The following is a 19,198-nucleotide window of genomic DNA, read 5'->3' as shown; positions in this document are numbered from 1 at the left end:
TGTGCGTGTCTTGCATTGGGTCATCATCATCTGGAGTTTTTTGGGGGGAGTCGCTGCCATGGCGAATCAGAATGAAGAGGCTGTGGCCTTGGTCTTAAACCAGTTTCACAAGGCAGCTTCGGACCACGATTTTAATAAGTATTTTGGTCTGATGACAGCAGACGCTGTGTTTATTGGGACCGATGCCGGCGAACGTTGGGATGTCAAAGCCTTTAAGGATTACGTCAAACCTCATTTCGATAAAGGGCGAGGCTGGACCTATCTTCCCAAAAAAAGGCACATCAGCTTTGCCCCCGACACACGGGTCGCATGGTTTGACGAAATTCTGGAAAATTCCAAGTATGGGATCTGCCGAGGCACAGGAGTTTTGGTCAAGGATGGTAAAGATTGGAAAATTAGCCAGTATCATCTGACCATTCCAGTTCCCAATGAACTGGCCGACGCTTTGGTGAAAATGATCCAGACACCAAAAGGTAAATGAGGGCATTTGCGGCACGAGCCCAGGGTGATAACCTAACAGAGTGGTTGCCACCGAGGAGGCCTTATGCCCGTCTATGACTACAAATGTCAGAGCTGTGACAAGCAGTTTACCGTACAAGCCAGCATGCACGATCCGCAGCCTACCCAAGGACCTGCCTGTGAAGGTCCCTGTCATCTGCAAAAGTGTTTAAGTCGGGTTTTTGGTCAGGTGGCAGGAGCGCACGCCGCTCCGGTGGAGAAGCCGCAAAGCAAACCGAAGGAAGCTCCATCTCACGTTTGTGCCAAATACTGCGATATGCATAAGTAAGGCTTCAGTTCGAAGCCACTTTTTCTGCCATAAACCGTTTGTGTGTGCTCTGCAGACCCACGACCGCCACCAGCCAACCCAGGAGCATAAGCGCCGCTGAGACAAAGAGCGAGCGACCGCCTCCCATCGTTTGATACAGGATGCCGAAGGTCGCAGGACCAACGATACGCGCCAGGGCACCGAGCGTCTGCGCGGTGCCAAGCGCAAAACCCTGCATATGGTTGGGCGCGAGACGACTGGTCAAAGATGAGATCGAGGGATTGGATAAGCCCGAGCCCGCCGCCAGTGTGAAAAGAAAAACATAAAGCAGGGTGTGATTTGGTGCCACGAGCGGCAGCGCGATCATGGTGATGCCCAGCAGGAACTGACCCAAATTCAAAGTCCGCACTTCGCCAAGACGCTGAATCAGGGGTCGCGTCAGGCCACCATTCACCAGGACGAGCATAAATCCGATATACATGAAGGCGTAATACTGATGCTTCTGTTCGGTGATGTAAAATGCATCATTCAGCACCAGAGATAACACCGACTCAACACCGATAAAACCGAAAACCTGCAGAAAACCAAGCAGGAGCACAATACGAAAACCCTTGTCTTGAACCAGTCGCCGGAAGTCCTGCCACCATACGCCAGTGGTCTGTTCCGTGGCCTTGGGATTTCCAGCTTTCTGCACATGCTCCACCAGTTCACGCATGGCGGGACCGGCGAGTCCATGATGAGTTTCTGGCAGACGACGCGCCACCACCACAAGGTTAAACAGGTTTAAAACAGCAGCCGCCATCCCAATACCAAGCAAGGAATGATCCGGAAAAAATAGGCTGATCAAAGCCCCGATGGCCGGCCCAAGAGAAAATCCCAAACCAAAGGCGATGCCGATCAGAGCCATGCTCTTGCCACGTTCCTGAGGTGTGGTCACATCGGAGATGCAGGCCTGAGCCACTGAAATGTTGCCTGATGCCATGCCGGCGATAAAACGAACCGCAAGCAGGATGGGATACGTTTGGGCGAGACCGGTTAAAAATTGTGCGACCGTGGAAACAGCCACAGTACCGAGCAGAAGTTTTTTCCGACCAAGACGGTCGGACAGTCGACCGAGGATCGCGACGGCCAGCAATGTGCCTAGAGAATAGATACTGGCAACAGCGACGGCTTCGCTATCCGACGCTCCGAAGCGACGAGCGACCAGCGGGATGATGGGAATGAACATACCGAAACCAACGAGGTCCAGGAATATGGTCAGGAACACGGATCCCAACACGTTCTTCCTGATCTGTTCCTTGGTTTTCACAGCGCTCATATCCCCTCCATCGCAGGTGCCCTGTATTTTACCACAGCTCTAGCAAACTTCGCTTGGGGATAAAAGCGGAATCATTTGACGCGGAAACCCCAGAGGGGTTTCCCTCTGGGGCATGACTCTTAAAGGGGGGCTATCTGCGAATCAAGGCGAAAGTATGACGATCGTCTTCACTGTACCGGTCAGACCCGTTTTAATGGTTCTTGTGTAAGGTGCAGCTTCCAGCATGGTACCAAAGCTGTAAGCGTTGGTGCCGAAGTCCAGACCATCATAATAGAGCTTGCCGTCTTCTCCCGACTCCGAGAGGTTATAGGCTTCGAAGTTCGAGGCCACGGCAACGGCCGCGTTGTTCTCGTACTTCTTCAGATAGTATTTACCATCAGCTGTGTTGAACGACGAGAAGTACGGTTGATCGCGAACCAGCCACAGGTTGATCGCTTGCTCGTCGGTGCCGGAAAGCAATGACAGAGTTTTGGTGGCTGTGTTGACCTTGGCGAGGCCTTTGTATTCGTCGGTCCAGTTGAAGTTGTTGGAGCTGCCGTCGCTGCTCTTCACCTGGCAGTTCATCCAGCCGCGTGAGTACTTCGCGGTTGGGATGGGTGTGCCGTTCGTTGCAGTCACCGATGTACTATGAAAGGTGGTGTTAGCAATCATATTGCTGTCGCCTGTCACACCACAGAGAGCGGAGGCCACGTTGTTGTAGTTGACGTCGCGATAGTACCAGCTGTTAGCTGCCACGCAGGTAGTCCGGGTAGAGAAACTCGAATTGCTGCAGAACCCTTCTTCTGTCCATGTACCGCCAGCACCCTGGCAGGAAGCTTCCGCACCATAGGTGGCATGACCGTAAAGATAAGGGATACCTTTCAACACACAGTGCGAACCCTTGATGTTGATACCGCAGGTCAGCTCGCCTTCCTTCTTCTTACGAACCTGGCCAATCACATAAACGTCACCGGTCGAAGTTTGTTTAATCGAAGAAATCTGCGAACCACCACCAGCAAACACCTGACCGCTGCTTTCACAACGAGTTTTAAACTCGGCAATCCAGGGGTCAGACGGCGAACTGTTACCGTTGGAATAACCGGTACCATAAGTCGTAACATCCGCCGTCCGAGTCATGTTAATCCAGCTCCAGATATCAGCACCGCAGGTAATGGCCGGCGTAATGCGATCGCTGGCGGTGGAACCACCGTTAGGATCAAAGTTAAAGAGACAAGCGCTATCCCATGAAGCTGTTTTTGGACTCGTAGGATCCGGACCGAAGAACACAGCCTTGTCTCCTGTGGCGCCGCTGGAGGGTTCGAACACGAAGTTCCACCAGTCGCGAGCGATTTCGATGATGCCGTTGGTGGGCGAAACATAACGGAAGAAGCCACCGCTGTTACCACCGCTTCCGTTCTGACAGTTGCTCGAACCGGTATAGAAGATACCGCCAGCTTTCGTCACCAGGAAGTCCTGCACGCAGATATTACTGTTGATCATTTCAGTGACAACACCGGCTGAGGTGCGTTTGTACACAACCATCTTGCCGTTACCATTGGGAATCGAACCAGGATAATAAACGTTGGATTGATCATCGAATTGGAAGACCGAGTTCCGCTGCGCCTGCCAGCTGTCAACAAAGTGCAGGTTGTCGAGGCACTCAAGGTTGCCCGCATCAGCCGGAGGATTGGCGATCAGGTCTTCGATCGTACCGCCTTTGACTTTAAAGATCTGGCACATGTTCCCGGAGGAAGGTTCCCAGGCGTCGCTCCAGTCGCCGTCATCAGGAGCCTTGTAAACAAAAGCATGTTCGAAGTGCAGATAGATTTCCTTGTTAGGGGAAATCGCAATGGTCTTCACGGCAGGCAACTTGGGCGCGCAGCAAACGCCGCCGGTCGATGAAGAGCTATCATCACCAGACGAGATTGCGGATTTCACTTCGCCATCGGCACCGACTTTGGCCAGGGATCCGTCACTGGAATCAGAACCATCCGCAAGCGAAAGATTGACTGGACCATTTTCACCACCGATCAAACGGAGCGAACCTGTAGTCTGAGTCGGATCAATCACCAGAACGCCGATGGCGCCTGAGAAGTCCGCTTTCACTTCAGTGAGGGCCTGCTGGCCGCCTCCAATCATCGGGCCGCCGCCGCCGCGATTGCCGTTGTTCTTATCACCGCCGCAGGATTGCAGTAGAAACATACCGGTAAGGCTTAATGTCATTATTTTCACTGTCTTAATACGCAACATGAATCAGCTCCCTCTTTTTTCAATATCAAAGAGGCCTTCGACCATTCTTTATACGCTCCGAAGTAATTCCTGCAGGCTGCTAATTTTGCTTGTTAAAAGAGAGGTATATTTTCTGAACTAATCTCATGGTAGGAGCTGCTGGAATTCATTTTCTTGTGCTGTTTCATACGGCGAGGACTATTTCTTGTTTGCATTCAGAAAATTGATAAGCTTTTCCTTCTGCGTCGCACCTTCCTGTTGATCAATCTGGACCAGGACTTTTTCGGCCGCGGCAGGAACACCTTCGCCTCCGGTCGCCGCTACCTGGCTGAAGTTAGCCAGGATATTAGTCACGTCCTCATCCGTCATGGATGCCAGACGTTCGGGATCTAGAGTGCCCGTCGGCGTTATCTGGGCAAAACGGTTGATATACATGATGCTATAGGCGGACTGATAGAATTCAAGTTGCGTAGCAGCACCCGAGGCATACTCGACTTCCGTATTATCCTTGCTGCGAAGTTCGGCCGGAATACTGAGCAGGATATCCTTGGCAAGGGCTATGCTTTCCAATTGTTCGGCTGACGGGTCGGCGGGTAAAAAAGTTCCCAGAACATCCAGGAGGGAGCCCGACGCTCCACTCACATCGCTTTTGGCGACTTCGATGATATCGAAGCCTGCGGCTGCAGCATACGCGGCTGACAGATAGCGGTAGCGTTCGTAGGACTCGGGCTCGGCTTCGATCAACTCTTTATAGATTTCGATAGCCGTCTCGTAATCAAGCGCATCCAACGCGGCGCGGGCCTCTTCGTCCCGGGTGAGGGAGGCATAGGGTTCGGCGTGGCTGCCGGTATTACAGCCGTGCAAAGTCCATAGTAAGATCAGGAGCAGAAACCGCATCACACGCTCTCCTAAAATCCAAAGCTGGTATAGAGCATGACCATATTCCGTTGCTTATCACCGGGATAGGTCCCAAGTTCGCGGCCATAGGCGGTCAAACCGAGTTTGAACAGCACAAGGTCCATCCGGACCCCAGCGGTGGGAATCCCCTGATAGAGACCGCAGGCGATGCCGAACATATTGCGCAGCATAAAGCGTGCGCCGAGGTAAACTTTTTTAAAGGTCTTCTCTTCATAAGCATTGCCGATATCGCGATAGTCCAGACTGAGATGCAGAACCTCCTTGGTTCCATGCACGGCCAGGCCGAAGCCAGCATTATAGGTTTGAGGAAAAGCCTTTTGATCACCCGTAAACCGGGTTCCTCCGACGTCCTCGACCTTGAGACCCATGCTAAGGTCCACGTGATGACCCTGCCAAAGAAAGAGCATACCCAGATCCGAACCGGTCCCCTGATTCAAGGCGATTTCGTCTTTCAGCTCATCTGTATTGGACGACAGCTGACGAATTTTTTCCTGATCGGTGAGTGGGACTTTAATCTGGGGTTCACTGGCATAAAGATGCTTGGCTGTAAGACCCAAGGAAAACCACCGCACCGGGCGCAAGGCATAGCTTGTCAGGATGCCTCCGTAGGCTTCCACTCCGAAATTGACACTGGGCAGGCCGCTATCCCCAAACCGTTCGCCCGCCACGTCGACTTCCACGCGATCAAAGACACTCACGGCAAAGTTTTGATTCAAAAAACTGAGGGTCGCGGTTTGGCCGAAATGCAGGGATTTGGAAAACAGCTCATCCACGAAATCACTGTCACCGGTGCCTGCCGCGCTTCCAATATCGCCGCCCTGCGCGCTCTGCGCCAGGCCACGGTCGAGCATAAAACCGGCCTGAAATCCAAGCCAACGAATCCAGGCGCCACCCAGGGGTAAAAGGGCGGGATTGGCAAAGACGATCCCCTCCTGGCTGGCCCGGGTCAGGCTGGTGCCGCCGGCTGCCAGATCGAAAGGTTCGGTGTAAAGCAACTCGTTGCTGCCTTTGGCCCACAGATTCGCGCTCGGAACCCCCAGGGCCAGGACCGCTATGCTTACCTTCCAAAAAGATTTTTTTAAAAACATAAAAGAATCTCGCTTCTTCTCAACTTGTATCGGGCGCCGGACGCGAAATCTGAAAGGAATGTACGATAAGGAGGAAGTCAGAGGAGTTGGGACACAATCTGCGCGGAGGCCAAGGCCTTGTTCCGAATCTTTTTAAGAAAAAAACTGCATTCGGGTCGAAAGACCAAAAAGCGCAAGCTTTTGTCCCGCGGCGTGTCCAGTAAAAACCGTCGCCTCTTCGCCCGCTATCAGGTCGACCAGCAGCATCTGACCGTGATGAATGATCAGGATATTCTGGTGATTCGTGATATTTCCGCCAAAGGCTTTTGCAGCGACGTGTCCCTGCGGGCTTACGAGCGTTTTGAGTTGAATGATGTCTACGCGGCCCGTATGCGCTATCACGGGGACGTGCAGGATATTCAGGTGAAAGTAGCCTGGAAGCGCCAGCAGCAGGTGGGTTTCGAGCTCTATAAGCCAGATGAAAAGATGCTGAATTTTTTCCGCAGCCTCTTACGTCCGATTGAGCTGGCCAACTCCCTGTCACAGGTCGATGCGGCCTTCATGCGGGATCTGCACGCAGGCCTGGTCTGGTTTCATGGTGAGGATGCGGATCTGCATATTTGGTTGAGTGATGAAGAAGGTCTTTCCGCCTGGCAGTTGATTGCCGATAACCACATTGTGGAATGGTCGTCCGTACACGGTCTTAAAACCGGCTGCATCAAGCACAATAACCGCACCGAGCTGGGTATTCTGGAGCCGGGTGAAGCCTTCAAAATTATGGATCCCGAAGCCGATGCCCAAAGGGTGCGGCTCGCCCTCGATGTGATGACCGCCCTGCCCTTCCCGGAGCGAAGTGATTTGGTTAAAACTTTGGATGAGCGCGTGGGATAAGAAGCGCCCCGGTTGAGACTGGACAAAAATCGTGTTCCCGGCTAGCTTAGCACCGTGCAACGCTACGTGCTGGAGAGCCGATCCATGAAAAAGACCACGGAACGTGACCGCGTCATTAAACTTTTTTCGCAGTACCTCATCGGCTCCATAGGTCGCCGTAGCGACAAAAGTGACTCATCCGGTCCGGGTGCCAAGGACTTTCTCACCGCAATGGCCAGTTGGGCCGGCAAAGGCAAGGACGAGCTCGTGCAGGTCATCTGCCATGAGATTGGAACAGCCACGGCGATGGTTCTGAAGGAACCGTTAGGCAAGCTCCTCGAAAATAGAAAAATCCATATTACGATTGAATTGGTTCCGCATGAAGAGTCGCAAAAGAAAAACACCCGCAAAAAAACCTCAGTCCGTCTCGAACACACCTGAACGCATCACTCTGACTCTCGATAGTGTGGCCTTTGGCGGCGATGCCTTGACCCGGCACGACGGCAAAGTTTATTTTGTGGCCGATGCCTTGCCCGGGGAAACGGTAACCGCTGATGTCTATCAGGACAAGGAACGTTTCGCCAAAGCCCGCGTGTTTCAGCGTGTGACACCACCCGTCTATGCTGTGGATGCCCCATGTCCGTATGCCGATCGCTGCGGTGGCTGTCAGTGGCAAAGAGTGCCCTATCCCATGCAGCAGACCTGGAAAGCCGGATTTATTGAAGACGCCCTGCAACGGATCGGTGGGATCCCGACGGGCTCCTATCCCTTTGTCATGCAGGCTTCTCCCGACGCCTTGCATTATCGGAATCGTATTGAGGTGAAATGGCAGGTGTTGCCGGATGGCTCCGTGCATCTCGGTTATTTTGCCAAGGGCTCCCATGACCTGGTCCGCATCGAACGCTGTTTTATTGCGGATGATCGTATCAATGATGTTTTAAAGCGCTGCCTCATCCTGCGCTTTCCACCACGTGAACGGCCCTTTCACACCAGTCTTGAATTTCAGGTCGTCGCCGATGGTCGCGTTCTGGTCTCGGGCTTTGATGAGGCTCCGGGCTTTCGTCAGGATTTTCAGGAGGCCGTGCAGAAGGATCCTGGGCTGGCGGCAAAACTGAGTGTCGACCCGCGCGAATTTGTTCTGCTCGAAGAGTGGGAAGGTCTCAGGTTTTATACGCGAGCGGGCCAGTTTCAGCAGGTGAATCTTCCGGCCAATCGTTTTCTGCGCGGCTGGGTTCGGGATTTCGCACGGGCTCATCAGGTGACCCATGCGGTGGACCTTTACTGCGGCAGTGGCAATCTGTCGTTGGCTTTGGCCCGCGATGGAATCAAGGTCTTTGGCGTGGAGGCGTTTGCACCTTCCATTGAAGCGGCCGTTTATAATGCTGACGCCAATAACCTTGTGTCCGCGCATTATGCAACGGGTGATGCGCAGGAAATCAGAACTCTCTTCCCTCAGCTTCCCGCTGTGGATCTTTTGATTGTGGATCCGCCCAGGCGTGGTCTGGCCGAGGCTATTGAGCCGATCGTGCAGCTCGGGGCGCACCAGATGATTTATGTGAGCTGTGATCCCAATACGCTCGCTCGGGATTTAAAGATGATGCTGGCGGCTGGTTATCAGCTGGAGCAGGTCATGGGTCTGGATTTTTTCCCGCAGAGCTTTCATGTGGAAACGGTCTGCGTTTTGAAAAAGGCCCCTTGACGGGGCCTTGGCTTGCGTTACGAAAGACCTTGCAGCGCGGCCTGCACCTGCTCGGGACTGGTGCCGCCGATGCTGGATTTTTTGCGCAGAACCGCCATGATCTCCAGCGCATGATACACGTCGTTATCGACGAGGTTACTGAATTTCTGGTAATCGGCCAGGGTCAATTCACTGAGACTGCGCCCGCTTTTGATCGCATCAAGAACGATTTCCCCGACCAGATGATGGGCTTCACGGAAGGCCATGCCTTTGCCAACGAAATAATCGGCAAGGTCCGTGGCATTCATGTAAGCCTTCTCAGCTTCCGTGGCCATACGTTCTTCGTTGACGGTCATGGTTTCAAGAACCAGGCTCATGACTCGTAGGCTGGCTTTGTAAGTGTCCAGACTATCGAAGAGCGCTTCCTTATCTTCCTGCAGATCTTTGTTGTAGCAGGAAGGCAGACCCTTCAGAACCGTGAGCAGCGCCATCAGGTTCCCGACCACTCGCCCGCTTTTACCGCGAATCAGTTCCAAGGCATCGGGATTTTTTTTCTGTGGCATGAGGGACGAGCCGGTGGAGACCTGATCTCCCATGCGCACGAATCTGAATTCGTCCGAACAGTAAAGGATCAAATCTTCGGCCAGCCGACTGAGGTGCACCATGCCGAGGCTCGCGCCGCTCATGAATTCCACTGCGAAGTCGCGATCCGAGACGGCGTCGAGGCTGTTGGCGGTAATGCCTTCGAACCCAAGCTCGGCGGCCAGAAAATGCCGATCCACACCCATGCTGTTGCCGGATAAAGCTCCTGAACCCAAAGGCAGGATATTCAATCGACGTCGCGCGTCGAGGAGTCGGCTGGCGTCGCGTTTCAACATTTCGTAATAGGACAGCAGATAGTGGGCGAACAGAATCGGCTGCGCTTTTTGTAAATGCGTATAGCCGGGCATCACGGTCTGAGGATGCTCGTTGGCCATGTGGGCCAGAGTCTTTTGCAGTTTTTGAATCAGGTCAACAGTGGCATCCAGTTCGCCACGCAGGTAAAGCCGTAGATCCGTGGCCACCTGATCGTTACGGCTGCGGCCGGTGTGGAGTTTCTTGCCGAGGTCGCCGACTCTTTGCGTGAGCTGGTATTCGACGAAGGAATGCACGTCCTCATAACCTTCGTTCAAGGCTTTGGCCAGAATTTCGGGCTGACTTTGGATATCGTGGAGCAGCTCGTCCAACCCGCCCAGAACGGCGGTGAGTTCAGTTTCTGTGAAAATGCCGCGTTGCTGCAGACCCTTGGCGTAGGCTTTGCTGCCGATAATATCGACTTCAGCCAGACGCATGTCGAAGCTGAAGGATTCGTTAAACTGAAAGAAGAAGTCGTTCTGCTTCTCGCTGAAGCGACCGCCCCAGAGTGATTTCATGTGTCTAACCTCAAATGGCCCCGCACGTACGTGCGGGGTGATGGGGGAGCTGTTACGCCATCTCAAATGCCCCGCACCTGAGCGCGGGACGACGGTGCTGTTACCTCATGCCCCGCACCTGAGAGCGGGACGACGGTGCTGTCACCTCATGCCCCGCGCCTGAGCGCGGGACGACGGTGCTGTCACCTCATGCCCCGCACCTGAGCGCGCGGCAAAGAACGTCTTATGAATTCAACCGCAGCTGAGCCTGGCGGCGCAAACGCAAAGCGTTGAGCTTGATAAAGCCTTCCGCATCGGCCTGGTTGTAAACCTGATCAGCTTCGAACGTAGCCAGCTGCTCACTATACAGCGAGTGCGGCGAACGACGGCCGAGGGTGGTCACGTTGCCTTTGAAAAGCTTCAGCTTCACATCACCGCTCACGTTTTCCATCATGCCTTCGATCATACCCTTGATATGCTGGAATTCAGGGGCAAACCAGAAACCATTGTAAATCAGCTCGGCAACCTTGATCGAAAGGTTATCGCGCAGGCGCATCACCTCACGGTCCAGCGTGATGCTTTCCAGAGCCCGGTGCGCCTGGTGCAAGACGGTCACACCCGGTGTTTCATAAACACCGCGCGACTTCATGCCCACAAAGCGGTTTTCCACGATATCAATCCGGCCAATTCCGTTTTCACCGGCAACATCATTCAAACGAGTCAGCAAAGCCACAGGACTCATCGCTTCACCGTTAATGGCCACGGGCACGCCGCGTTCAAAAGAAAGCGTCAGGACCGTCGCTTCATTCGGCGTCTTTTCAATCGATTTGGTCAGAAGGAAGATGTCTTCAGGCGGCGAAGCCCAAGGATCTTCCAGAATGCCGCCTTCATAGCTAATGTGCATGAGGTTCGCATCCATCGAATAAGGCTTGGCAGTCGTCGCCGTGATGGGGATGTTATGCTCCTGAGCATAGTTGATACAATCCGTACGCGACTTAAAAGGCCAGTTCCGCCAGGGTGCAATCACCTTGATATCAGGCTTGAGGCTGTAATAGGTCAATTCAAAACGAACCTGGTCATTGCCCTTGCCTGTGGCACCATGTGCCACCGCATCGGCTCCCACCTTCTGCGCAATTTCAATCTGCCGCTTGGCAATCACGGGACGGGCCACGGATGTGCCGAGCAGATAGCAGCCCTCATAGACCGCCTTGGCTTTGATCGCATAGAACACATAATCACGGACGAACTCATCCCGCAGATCTTCAATGAAGATCGAGGAACAACCCGTCGACAGGGCTTTCTCTTCCAGCCCCGAAAGCTCCGCGCCCTGACCGATGTCGGCGGTGAAAGCCACGATTTCACATTTATAGGTTTCCTTGATCCACTTCGCCATCACCGAAGTATCCAAACCACCCGAATAGGCGAGTACGATCTTCTTAATATCTTGCACGGCTGCTCCTTCCATCTTGAACATATGTTTATGACAATCAATCAAATAAGGCAAAGACCCGTCTCAGGACTTTGGCCTGCTGCTGACGATTCGCTACGGCAACAAAAATGGTGTCATCCCCGGCAATGGTTCCCAAAATTCCGGGAATATTCGCACGATCGATCACGACCCCAGCACGGTTGGCATTCCCTGGTCCTGTCTTCAGGACGATGAGATTGTCCCCGGCAGTCGTGGCATCGAGTCGATCTACTTTACTCGACTCCCCAGGCGCGATGCTGGGAGTCTTATAGAAACCTTCGACCTTCACCACACCCAGCTTTTTCAGATCACGGGAAATACTCGACTGCGTGGTATCGAATCCCCGCTCCTTCAAGTGCTCCTTGAGATCGTGCTGGTTGCTCACCTTATTACTGCGAATAACGTCGGCAATGATGCTAAGGCGGTTCTGGTCGAGCATGGCTGACACCTATATGCGTATCATGTGCATAAAAACACTTTACATACGCATAACTACACCATTATGCAAAGACACCCAACAAAAAAATGGGGGTGATCCCAGAATTTTTTTGGGAAAGTTCAAGCAGGAGCGAACCAGGTTCGGTGGGATCTATGGAAATCAAGGGTTTGGCAGAAGCAACTGATCGGAATAAATGACATAAATGTATGAGGCAAAACATTCGAGAAGCCACCAGAATGCAGAGACCCACCCAGCCAGGACGATCCTCCCAACGCTTTCAAGGTTTCATCTTGCACCTGCTATGCGCATAACTGTAGTAATATGCGAGCAGTCCGAATAGTGAGTTGCGAAGGGGATGGAATGAGTTTTTCAAACAAGGCGGCTGGGGTGTTTGGCAGATTTAAATGGTGGGATATGGGCTTTCTCACCAATTTCCTGTCACTCCTTTGTTTCTTGCTCGGTTTTGTGAGTCCCATCTGGGGTCCTCAATTAAAAGCCATAGGGTCCTATGCTTTATCAGGCGCGATCACCAACTGGCTTGCCATTTACATGCTGTTTGAACGTGTCCCCGGCCTTTACGGATCGGGCATTATCCCCCTTAAGTTCGAAGAATTCAAAAGCGGTATCCGCCGCTTGATCATGAAGGAATTCTTTACCCAGGAAAATCTGGAACGCTTTCTGGGCAATCATGCAGCGCGAGCCATTGAAGCCGATGTCATCATCAACGCCATTGATCGCGAAATCCTCTTCGAAAAATTGATGGGCGCCGTCCAGAACTCGCCCTTTGGTCCCATGCTGGCCATGTTTGGGGGCATGGATGCCGTGAAGAAAAACCTGCGTCCCGCCTTTGAACAAAAGATCGAGGAAGCCATTCGGGAAATCGTCGGTTCACCCAAGTTTGGCGAGATTCTGCATAAGGTCCTGGCCAAGGATTTTTCAGCCCCAGGATTGATGGACAAGATCGAACAGGTCGTGCAGGCCCGGCTGGAGGAGCTGACTCCCCAGATGGTCAAGGACATCATCCAGGATATGATTCGTTCCCATCTAGGCTGGCTGGTTGTCTGGGGTGGTGTGTTTGGTGCGATATTGGGTCTGGCCGCGAGCTTTTTGTAAGGCCAGCCGGTCCGGGATTCAAAGAGTCTGCTGCAAAAGAATTCCGGATCCCATGACCAGCACAAACCAGCCGAATACTTTCTTCAAACGGTTTTCTGCCACGAAACGGGATACATAAGATCCGATAAAAATACCCGTGATGGCGATGCCGGCAATCGACAGCAGCAGCTGCCAATCAACCCCGGGATGGCGCTGCCATTCGCCCAGAAAACCAAACAAAGATTTAATGGCGATGATAAAGAGCGAAGTCCCCACGGCTTTCTTCATAGGCAGTCCCACGAGAATCACCAAAGCCGGAATAATGAGAAACCCTCCACCGGCACCGACAAAACCCGTCACGCACCCGACCACAAGCCCCTCCAGTCCGATGATGCCATGCCGCCTGAGAGGGGATAGCTTGGCCCTATCTCGCGCGACCGGAGCTTTTCGAATCATGGAATAGGAAGCCAGGATCATCAGGACAGAAAACACCAGCATGATAAGCACGTTCTTGCTCATCGACCACGCTCCCATTTGAAACACAGTATCTGGCAAGGCCGGTACCACCCAGGCACGAGCCGCGTAGACACCTAAAAAGCTGGGGACCGCAAAGATCAGGCCGGTTTTAAAATCCACCTGCTTCTGCCGCATGAAATTGATACCGCCGAACAAGGCCGTGAGACCGACGATAAAAAGGGAATAGCCGGTGGCGACCACTGGCGGCAGGGCAAACAAATAAACCAGAATGGGGACCGTGAGAATGGAGCCGCCCCCTCCGATTAAACCGAGCGAGAGGCCCATGAGTATGCTTGATAGATAACCGATAACTTCCATAAACCCAGGCTCCCCAGAAGGCGTCGAGACCATCAGGCTATCAATTCATGTGCCATGATTGACGCCCCATATCGGCGACCATGAGGCCGTGACGGCAAGGTTTTGCTGGCATTCATTAAGAATTTGTTTCAAAACGTTGCAACACATGTTGCAACGCAAGGCAACATCTCAAGCGGCGCGGATGGGCGCTTCCAAAGAGATTTGAAGTTCAGGCAGCGTCACGCGAATGCCATGAGCCGTCTGTTTGATTTCCAGTTGATAGCCTTCGATCACCAAAGACTCGGTGCCTTTGGCCAGAAGATTGGCGGGTGACAGACGCACGATGCTGCCACCTTGAAAACGCAGGCAAAGTTCGCCGGTATCGCTCCACTCAGCTGCTTCCAGGTGCCGACGCGTGCTGGTGGGTGGCAGCGAACTGTTGTTGACTGTGGTCTGGTGGACATCAGGATATTGTACGCGCGTTGCGCTGGGAATATTGGTGGTACTGGCCGGACGCCGCGTGGTGCTGGCCTCCAGTTCATCAACGCCTTCCAGATGTCGATGCATCGAGGGCAGGGAAACGTCGTCATCGAAGTCGCCTTCGAAGTCATCGTGCAAAGCTGGATCGTCATCCGTCATCACGCCCGAACGGATCTGGGCGATCACGTCATATTTTTTAACCGAACCGGTCGGCTCATTGAGGCGATAGATGGCATCACCTGGCTGCAGTTCATGTCCCTGGTTGGGCAGGTGCGCGGCAAAATCCACCGAAGCATCCAGATCAACACTGAAGGATAGACAGAAAAACTGATGGTCGCAACTGAACCAGACTTTGACGTTATCCTTGCGGGTCGCATAGCTATCAAATATGATTTCGCTGGCCTCGGTGACGGAAGGCGGGTTGAGTTTCAGCGTCACACCAAAGGGCAGGAGCTTGTTTTTCAAACGACCGATCACCAGATTGCTCAGCTCTCCCAACCAGTCGTGAAGGAGACTGACCCGGGCTGGATCATTCGGATCAAAATTGGGATAGGTTTTTTCCAGGAATGCGGCATCGCATCCCATGACCGCTGTCCCTTGCATATTGGTGCTTTGAAAGCTCATGATGCTGACCAGAATGGGATCCGGCCAGTGAACCATTTCACTGTCATAGCTGTCCTCGACGCGACTCAGTCCGACCTGGGGCAGCGTTTGCTGCATGGCTTCCTGGACAAACGACTCAAAGACTTTCAATTGCGCGGTATTCACCGTTAAAACCTCACTCTATTCCTGTCATACGTATCGGAATCTGACTCGGCAGCATGAGGCAAGGGCTGATTCAGGGCACCGGGGCCTCTTGGCAACACCGTAAAATGGCAAAAAAAAGAGCTCCGTTTTAGCGGAGCTCCAACTGTTGCGATTAGAGGGTCCAACCGCCCTTAAGCAGTGATGGATTCCGGTCGAGACATTTCAGAATGAGAGCGCATGCTGGTGTCGGACGGCTTCAGCGTTTCGCAGACGATTTCCTGCAGCTGATAGCTGATGAGGGACTTGGGAACCCAGAAGATGGTTGCCAGTTCACTGATCACGTTGCGACGGGTATCCAGTTTGCCGAGTTCAGCTTGCAGCATGGAACGGGGCAGCAGAAGATTGGCAACGAAGACCTGCTCTTCATAAGCGACCAGCTCGGCTTGCAGAGGACCGAATTCAGGGAAGCGACCGCGTTCACCTTCAAAGATGATACGAGCCAGGTCCTTCACCATCGACATACGGGTCTGGGCTTTCAGTTCGCCTTTTTTATACTGAATACAGTATTGACCAGCTTTGACGCGTAGGATACGGCTCAATTTATCGAGCATATCCACGGGCTGCGTGCTGATAAAGGCAAAGGTGCGCATGACCTCTGGCAGATACAGGGGCGGCGTTTGGAATTCGCATTCCTGTTGGATGCGCTGAGCAAATTCAACAACGCGTTCACGAGCGGCTTTGAGTTGCTCGGGATTCACTTTTTGAATTTGTTCTTTGAGCGCACGAAAGCTTTTCGCTTCCTGATACTCAAAAAAGGCTTCATCCAGATCAGCGGTACCGCTGGTGATATCGTGAATGAGTGTGGTTTCAACGCTCAAGGCGTCGGCTAGTTTCGCTAATGCGAAAACTGAACGAACGTTTTTCTCCCCGCGTTTCCAGTGACTACAGTCCGAGGGGTTGAAATTCAGGATGGAACCCACCTCCTGGTCCCGAACCTTGGTACCCTTTTGGTGCATCATCACTTTCTGACAAAACTTAAACAGCTGCACCGAGTGGGGGAATTTCACAGCTCCCGAACGCTTCATGGCTTATCCTCCGACGTCCCACAGGACGCTGGCCAAGTCATTCATTTACTTTTAAAAAGGCTTATAACAACTATACATACCACATCTTGAGACTGTCAAGGATGCCCGGTCAGGAATCCCCGGAACCCTTGACTGGTGCCGCGCGGGAGGGCTCGTCGTCATGGCTGAAATTGTGCAAGCAAGTTTCACCGAGGGTTGCTCCGGAAACAAAACGGAAAAACAGCCAGTAACCGCCAAATACAACGTAAACTCCAACCAGCAGAGCCCAACCATGGACCTGTCGCAAGACTTGCACGGGAGCAGCCTGCATCAAGATGTTGGGGTGCAAAGACATATTCGCGGGATCGATGACAAAACCCAGGACGATGAACCCCATACCCAGGCATAGCCCAACAAAACCGAGATCAACGCAGTGCGACAGCACGAGGAAGAGCCAACGCCGAAAGGAATTTTGTGACCTGTCCGCCATGGGCAACATGGGCTGCTGGGGATTTGGAATCGATGGTACAGCGCTTGTTTGCAAAGATGTCGCAGGCATTTCACTGGGAGTTGGATAGTTCATCACCGGCGGTGTGGGTGTCGATCTGGTGTTTAGTTTTTTTGTAGCCGTCGTTTCGGGCTGCAGCGGGGCATGGGCCAGCTGGGGATAGAGGCTGCGTCCAGGGCTGCTTTCGCGTTTCACCAGGCCAAGGCCCATGGGTTCAGCGAGCACGCGAATGTTTTCGGTCTTCAGCTCACTGCGAAAACGGAAGAGCTCAAACTTCATCTCGTCATCCCAGAGTGGATGCTGCATGCGTTTCCCTTTCGATGGTCTTGTCTTCTTATTGTAGTCGAATGCGGGGGGTGCTGGGCAGTCCCTGGGAAGGGATCCGGTTATGGTAAGTTTCGTTCCCATCCAAAATTTTTAAATTTAAACAGAACCGGCCTTCATATGAGCCAGTGGTTTGTCCATGCGGGTCTTTTCATAGAGGTCGGTCGCCTGTTGCTTTTTGACCTTGCTATCATCGGCCATGGCCTTGCCGCTACCCGGCGTCAGAATGTTTTTAATAGTCTGAACCGCAACTTCAAAGTCCTTGTCCGGCAGCGTCAGGAGGCGATCACGAATGGCGAGCACTTCCGAGGATCGACGGCTATGATTGAGGCGATCCAAACTATCGCGCTCCACAGCATCAAAATAATACTGCAATTCGCTGACTTCGATGGTTTGAGATTTGGATGCACCGGACATCGGCCATGACCCTCCTGCCTCATTTATCGAACGACGTGCAGGAAACTTGAGGATAAACTGAACCGATGCAATGGACAGTGTCCAGTTGCGTCTTGTATAAGGGTGATCTGGTCGTTTTTGCCCAGATAATATGACAATAGTTTTTGGGACTTAGGGAGCCATCGTGCGCGAGATCCATCTCCTCAACACACTTACGGGAAAAAAAGAAAAGCTGGAAACCCTCGAGCCGAATCACGTCAGGATGTATGCCTGTGGTGTGACTGTTTACGACAATTGTCATATTGGCCATGCAATGCAAGCGGTGTACTTCGATGTCATCCGCAGCTATCTCGAATACTGCGGCTACCGCGTGACCTATGTCCGAAATTACACCGATGTCGACGACAAAATTATCAATCGGGCCCGCGAGCGCCAGATTACGCCCAAGCAGCTGGTGGATGCCATGATCAAGTCTTCGGAAGAGGATATGGGTCTCTTGGGCGTCCGGCCTGCGAATCATGAGCCGCGCGTGTCCGAATCGATCCCTCAGATTATTGCCATGATCCAGGCCCTGGTGCAGAAGGGCTTTGCTTACGCCAACGCGGAAGGCGATGTTTACTACCGCGTGCTGAAGAAAAGTGATTACGGAAAACTTTCCAATCGCAAGACCGACGAACTGCGCGGTGGCACCCGTGACCTTGCCATGTGCGACAAGGAATTCGATATGGATTTCACCCTGTGGAAACACGATGACGTCGAAGGCGCTTCGTGGGATAGCCCCTGGGGGCGCGGACGCCCGGGCTGGCATATCGAGTGCAGTGCCATGGCGAAGATGTTTTTAGGCGCCAGCTTTGATATTCACGGCGGTGGCCGCGATCTGGTGTTCCCCCACCATGAAAATGAAATCGCGCAATCCGAGGCGGCCAATGGTTGCCAGTATGCGCGCTACTGGATGCATTCCGGGCTTTTGACGATTAATAAGCAGAAGATGTCGAAGAGTTTGGGCAACCATATTCTGATCAAGGACTTTGTGTCCCGCTTTCCCGGTGAAGTCCTGCGGCTTGCGTATCTGCAGTTCCATTACACATCCAATGTGGATTTTTCCGAGCAGGTCTTCCGTCAGGCGGCGCGCCGACTCCTTTATTTCTATGAAAGCCTACAGGACCTGGATCGTCTGGCGGCCGATGCGCCGGCCCAGGACAAGTTCCTGCCCAATTTTGATCCGAAGCAGGTGGCGGAAGCCTTCCACCGCGAGATGAGCAATGACTTTGGTACGGTAGGCGCCTTGCGGGAACTTCTGCTGGGATTCCGTCGCGCCAATGAACTGCGTCAGGGGAAAAAAACGCCTCAGAAAAGTTTCACGGCCAAGGCCTATACCGAAACTTTCCGTGAACTGTTCCGTGTCTTCGGCCTGCTGAAAATGGAGCCCCAGGCGTTCATTTCGCAGCTGAAGCAGCAGATTCTGAAGGAAATGAACCTGGCTGAAAGCGAAGTCGACCGTCTGATCCAAGCGCGCAACGATGCACGTCAGGCCAAAGACTGGCCCAAGGCTGATGCGGTTCGCCAGGAACTCTTGCAGTTGAATATTGAAGTGATGGATACTCCGGAAGGCACGCGTTGGACAATTCTCTGGAAAGATGATGAGGCCTGA

General features: G+C 53.1%; 19 protein-coding genes. 7 read left to right on the top strand and 12 right to left on the bottom strand.

Going from position 1 to position 19,198, the window contains the following annotated elements; genetic code table 11:
• The first annotated feature begins 1 nt into the window (after position 1).
• Both VE954_RS12085 and VE954_RS12080 read left to right on the top strand, forming a co-directional pair.
• Positions 2–481, top strand: a complete 480-nt coding sequence (locus VE954_RS12085) for a nuclear transport factor 2 family protein (protein ID WP_324953020.1) — start codon at positions 2–4, stop codon at positions 479–481.
• Positions 482–544: 63 nt separating this feature from the next.
• Positions 545–787 (top strand): zinc ribbon domain-containing protein, encoded by a 243-nt coding sequence (locus VE954_RS12080; protein WP_324953018.1) that lies wholly within the window; start codon positions 545–547, stop codon positions 785–787.
• Positions 788–791: 4 nt separating this feature from the next.
• Here the strand turns inward: VE954_RS12080 and VE954_RS12075 are convergent, their stop codons facing one another.
• The 4 genes from VE954_RS12075 to VE954_RS12060 all read right to left on the bottom strand — a co-directional run bounded on the left by VE954_RS12075 (position 792) and on the right by VE954_RS12060 (position 6,298).
• The gene (locus tag VE954_RS12075; protein WP_324953016.1) at positions 792–2,084 is read right to left on the bottom strand and encodes an MFS transporter; all 1,293 of its coding nucleotides are present in this window, start codon (positions 2,082–2,084) and stop codon (positions 792–794) included.
• A 141-nt stretch (positions 2,085–2,225) separates the two neighbouring features.
• Positions 2,226–4,313 (bottom strand): hypothetical protein, encoded by a 2,088-nt coding sequence (locus tag VE954_RS12070; RefSeq protein WP_324953014.1) that lies wholly within the window; start codon positions 4,311–4,313, stop codon positions 2,226–2,228.
• 177 nt (positions 4,314–4,490) lie between these two features.
• Entirely contained in the window at positions 4,491–5,189 is a 699-nt protein-coding gene (locus VE954_RS12065; RefSeq protein ID WP_324953013.1) for a hypothetical protein, read from the bottom strand.
• Positions 5,190–5,200: 11 nt separating this feature from the next.
• A complete protein-coding gene (locus VE954_RS12060; RefSeq protein WP_324953011.1) occupies positions 5,201–6,298 on the bottom strand; it encodes a hypothetical protein in 1,098 nt (365 codons plus the stop codon).
• A gap of 117 nt (positions 6,299–6,415) precedes the next feature.
• Between VE954_RS12060 and VE954_RS12055 the strand changes: the two genes are divergently transcribed.
• From VE954_RS12055 to VE954_RS12045, 3 genes are all read left to right on the top strand, one after another.
• Entirely contained in the window at positions 6,416–7,168 is a 753-nt protein-coding gene (locus VE954_RS12055; protein WP_324953009.1) for a hypothetical protein, read from the top strand.
• Between the two features lie 84 nt (positions 7,169–7,252).
• Positions 7,253–7,588, top strand: coding sequence for a hypothetical protein (locus VE954_RS12050; protein WP_324953008.1), 336 nt, complete (start codon positions 7,253–7,255; stop codon positions 7,586–7,588).
• Complete coding sequence (locus VE954_RS12045; RefSeq protein WP_324953006.1) at positions 7,527–8,846, top strand: class I SAM-dependent RNA methyltransferase; 1,320 nt, start codon at positions 7,527–7,529, stop codon at positions 8,844–8,846. Before VE954_RS12050 ends, VE954_RS12045 begins: the two co-directional genes overlap by 62 nt.
• A 17-nt stretch (positions 8,847–8,863) precedes the next feature.
• Here VE954_RS12045 and argH read toward each other — a convergent pair whose 3' ends face one another.
• The 3 genes from argH to VE954_RS12030 form a co-directional block, all read right to left on the bottom strand.
• Complete coding sequence (gene argH / locus VE954_RS12040) at positions 8,864–10,237, bottom strand: argininosuccinate lyase (RefSeq protein ID WP_324953004.1); 1,374 nt, start codon at positions 10,235–10,237, stop codon at positions 8,864–8,866.
• A 223-nt stretch (positions 10,238–10,460) separates the two neighbouring features.
• Positions 10,461–11,666, bottom strand: a complete 1,206-nt coding sequence (locus VE954_RS12035) for an argininosuccinate synthase (protein ID WP_324953003.1) — start codon at positions 11,664–11,666, stop codon at positions 10,461–10,463.
• A gap of 37 nt (positions 11,667–11,703) precedes the next feature.
• Entirely contained in the window at positions 11,704–12,123 is a 420-nt protein-coding gene (locus VE954_RS12030) for a hypothetical protein (protein ID WP_324953001.1), read from the bottom strand.
• Between the two features lie 360 nt (positions 12,124–12,483).
• Here VE954_RS12030 and VE954_RS12025 point away from each other — a divergent pair, with 360 nt between their 5' ends.
• Positions 12,484–13,236 (top strand): hypothetical protein, encoded by a 753-nt coding sequence (locus tag VE954_RS12025; RefSeq protein ID WP_324952999.1) that lies wholly within the window; start codon positions 12,484–12,486, stop codon positions 13,234–13,236.
• A gap of 18 nt (positions 13,237–13,254) precedes the next feature.
• On the opposite strand, the gene VE954_RS12020 is transcribed toward VE954_RS12025, so the two are convergent.
• The 5 genes from VE954_RS12020 to VE954_RS12000 all read right to left on the bottom strand — a co-directional run bounded on the left by VE954_RS12020 (position 13,255) and on the right by VE954_RS12000 (position 17,568).
• Positions 13,255–14,049, bottom strand: coding sequence for a sulfite exporter TauE/SafE family protein (locus VE954_RS12020; RefSeq protein WP_324952997.1), 795 nt, complete (start codon positions 14,047–14,049; stop codon positions 13,255–13,257).
• A 168-nt stretch (positions 14,050–14,217) separates the two neighbouring features.
• Positions 14,218–15,276 (bottom strand): chemotaxis protein CheX, encoded by a 1,059-nt coding sequence (locus VE954_RS12015; RefSeq protein WP_324952995.1) that lies wholly within the window; start codon positions 15,274–15,276, stop codon positions 14,218–14,220.
• A gap of 170 nt (positions 15,277–15,446) precedes the next feature.
• The gene (locus VE954_RS12010) at positions 15,447–16,340 is read right to left on the bottom strand and encodes a hypothetical protein (RefSeq protein WP_324952993.1); all 894 of its coding nucleotides are present in this window, start codon (positions 16,338–16,340) and stop codon (positions 15,447–15,449) included.
• A 109-nt stretch (positions 16,341–16,449) separates the two neighbouring features.
• Complete coding sequence (locus tag VE954_RS12005; protein ID WP_324952991.1) at positions 16,450–17,133, bottom strand: hypothetical protein; 684 nt, start codon at positions 17,131–17,133, stop codon at positions 16,450–16,452.
• A 117-nt stretch (positions 17,134–17,250) separates the two neighbouring features.
• Positions 17,251–17,568, bottom strand: a complete 318-nt coding sequence (locus tag VE954_RS12000) for a hypothetical protein (protein WP_324952989.1) — start codon at positions 17,566–17,568, stop codon at positions 17,251–17,253.
• 163 nt (positions 17,569–17,731) lie between these two features.
• Here VE954_RS12000 and cysS point away from each other — a divergent pair, with 163 nt between their 5' ends.
• Entirely contained in the window at positions 17,732–19,198 is a 1,467-nt protein-coding gene (gene cysS, locus VE954_RS11995; protein ID WP_324952986.1) for a cysteine--tRNA ligase, read from the top strand.

Source organism: Oligoflexus sp. (genome assembly GCF_035638955.1).
Lineage (GTDB): Bacteria > Bdellovibrionota_B > Oligoflexia > Oligoflexales > Oligoflexaceae > Oligoflexus.
The sequence above is the reverse complement of the archived record's forward strand: the minus strand, read 5'-3'. Positions and strand labels throughout refer to the sequence as shown.

Coding starts and splice junctions, on each gene's coding strand:
- VE954_RS12010 (WP_324952993.1), bottom strand. CDS start 16,340: ATGAAGCGTTCGGGAGCTGTGAAATTCCCCCACTCGGTGCAGCTGTTT.
- argH (WP_324953004.1), bottom strand. CDS start 10,237: ATGAAATCACTCTGGGGCGGTCGCTTCAGCGAGAAGCAGAACGACTTC.
- VE954_RS12020 (WP_324952997.1), bottom strand. CDS start 14,049: ATGGAAGTTATCGGTTATCTATCAAGCATACTCATGGGCCTCTCGCTC.
- VE954_RS12080 (WP_324953018.1), top strand. CDS start 545: ATGCCCGTCTATGACTACAAATGTCAGAGCTGTGACAAGCAGTTTACC.
- VE954_RS12030 (WP_324953001.1), bottom strand. CDS start 12,123: ATGCTCGACCAGAACCGCCTTAGCATCATTGCCGACGTTATTCGCAGT.
- VE954_RS12065 (WP_324953013.1), bottom strand. CDS start 5,189: ATGCGGTTTCTGCTCCTGATCTTACTATGGACTTTGCACGGCTGTAAT.
- VE954_RS12060 (WP_324953011.1), bottom strand. CDS start 6,298: ATGTTTTTAAAAAAATCTTTTTGGAAGGTAAGCATAGCGGTCCTGGCC.
- VE954_RS12045 (WP_324953006.1), top strand. CDS start 7,527: ATGAAGAGTCGCAAAAGAAAAACACCCGCAAAAAAACCTCAGTCCGTC.
- VE954_RS12005 (WP_324952991.1), bottom strand. CDS start 17,133: ATGCAGCATCCACTCTGGGATGACGAGATGAAGTTTGAGCTCTTCCGT.
- VE954_RS12050 (WP_324953008.1), top strand. CDS start 7,253: ATGAAAAAGACCACGGAACGTGACCGCGTCATTAAACTTTTTTCGCAG.
- VE954_RS12000 (WP_324952989.1), bottom strand. CDS start 17,568: ATGTCCGGTGCATCCAAATCTCAAACCATCGAAGTCAGCGAATTGCAG.
- VE954_RS12025 (WP_324952999.1), top strand. CDS start 12,484: ATGAGTTTTTCAAACAAGGCGGCTGGGGTGTTTGGCAGATTTAAATGG.
- VE954_RS12075 (WP_324953016.1), bottom strand. CDS start 2,084: ATGAGCGCTGTGAAAACCAAGGAACAGATCAGGAAGAACGTGTTGGGA.
- VE954_RS12070 (WP_324953014.1), bottom strand. CDS start 4,313: ATGTTGCGTATTAAGACAGTGAAAATAATGACATTAAGCCTTACCGGT.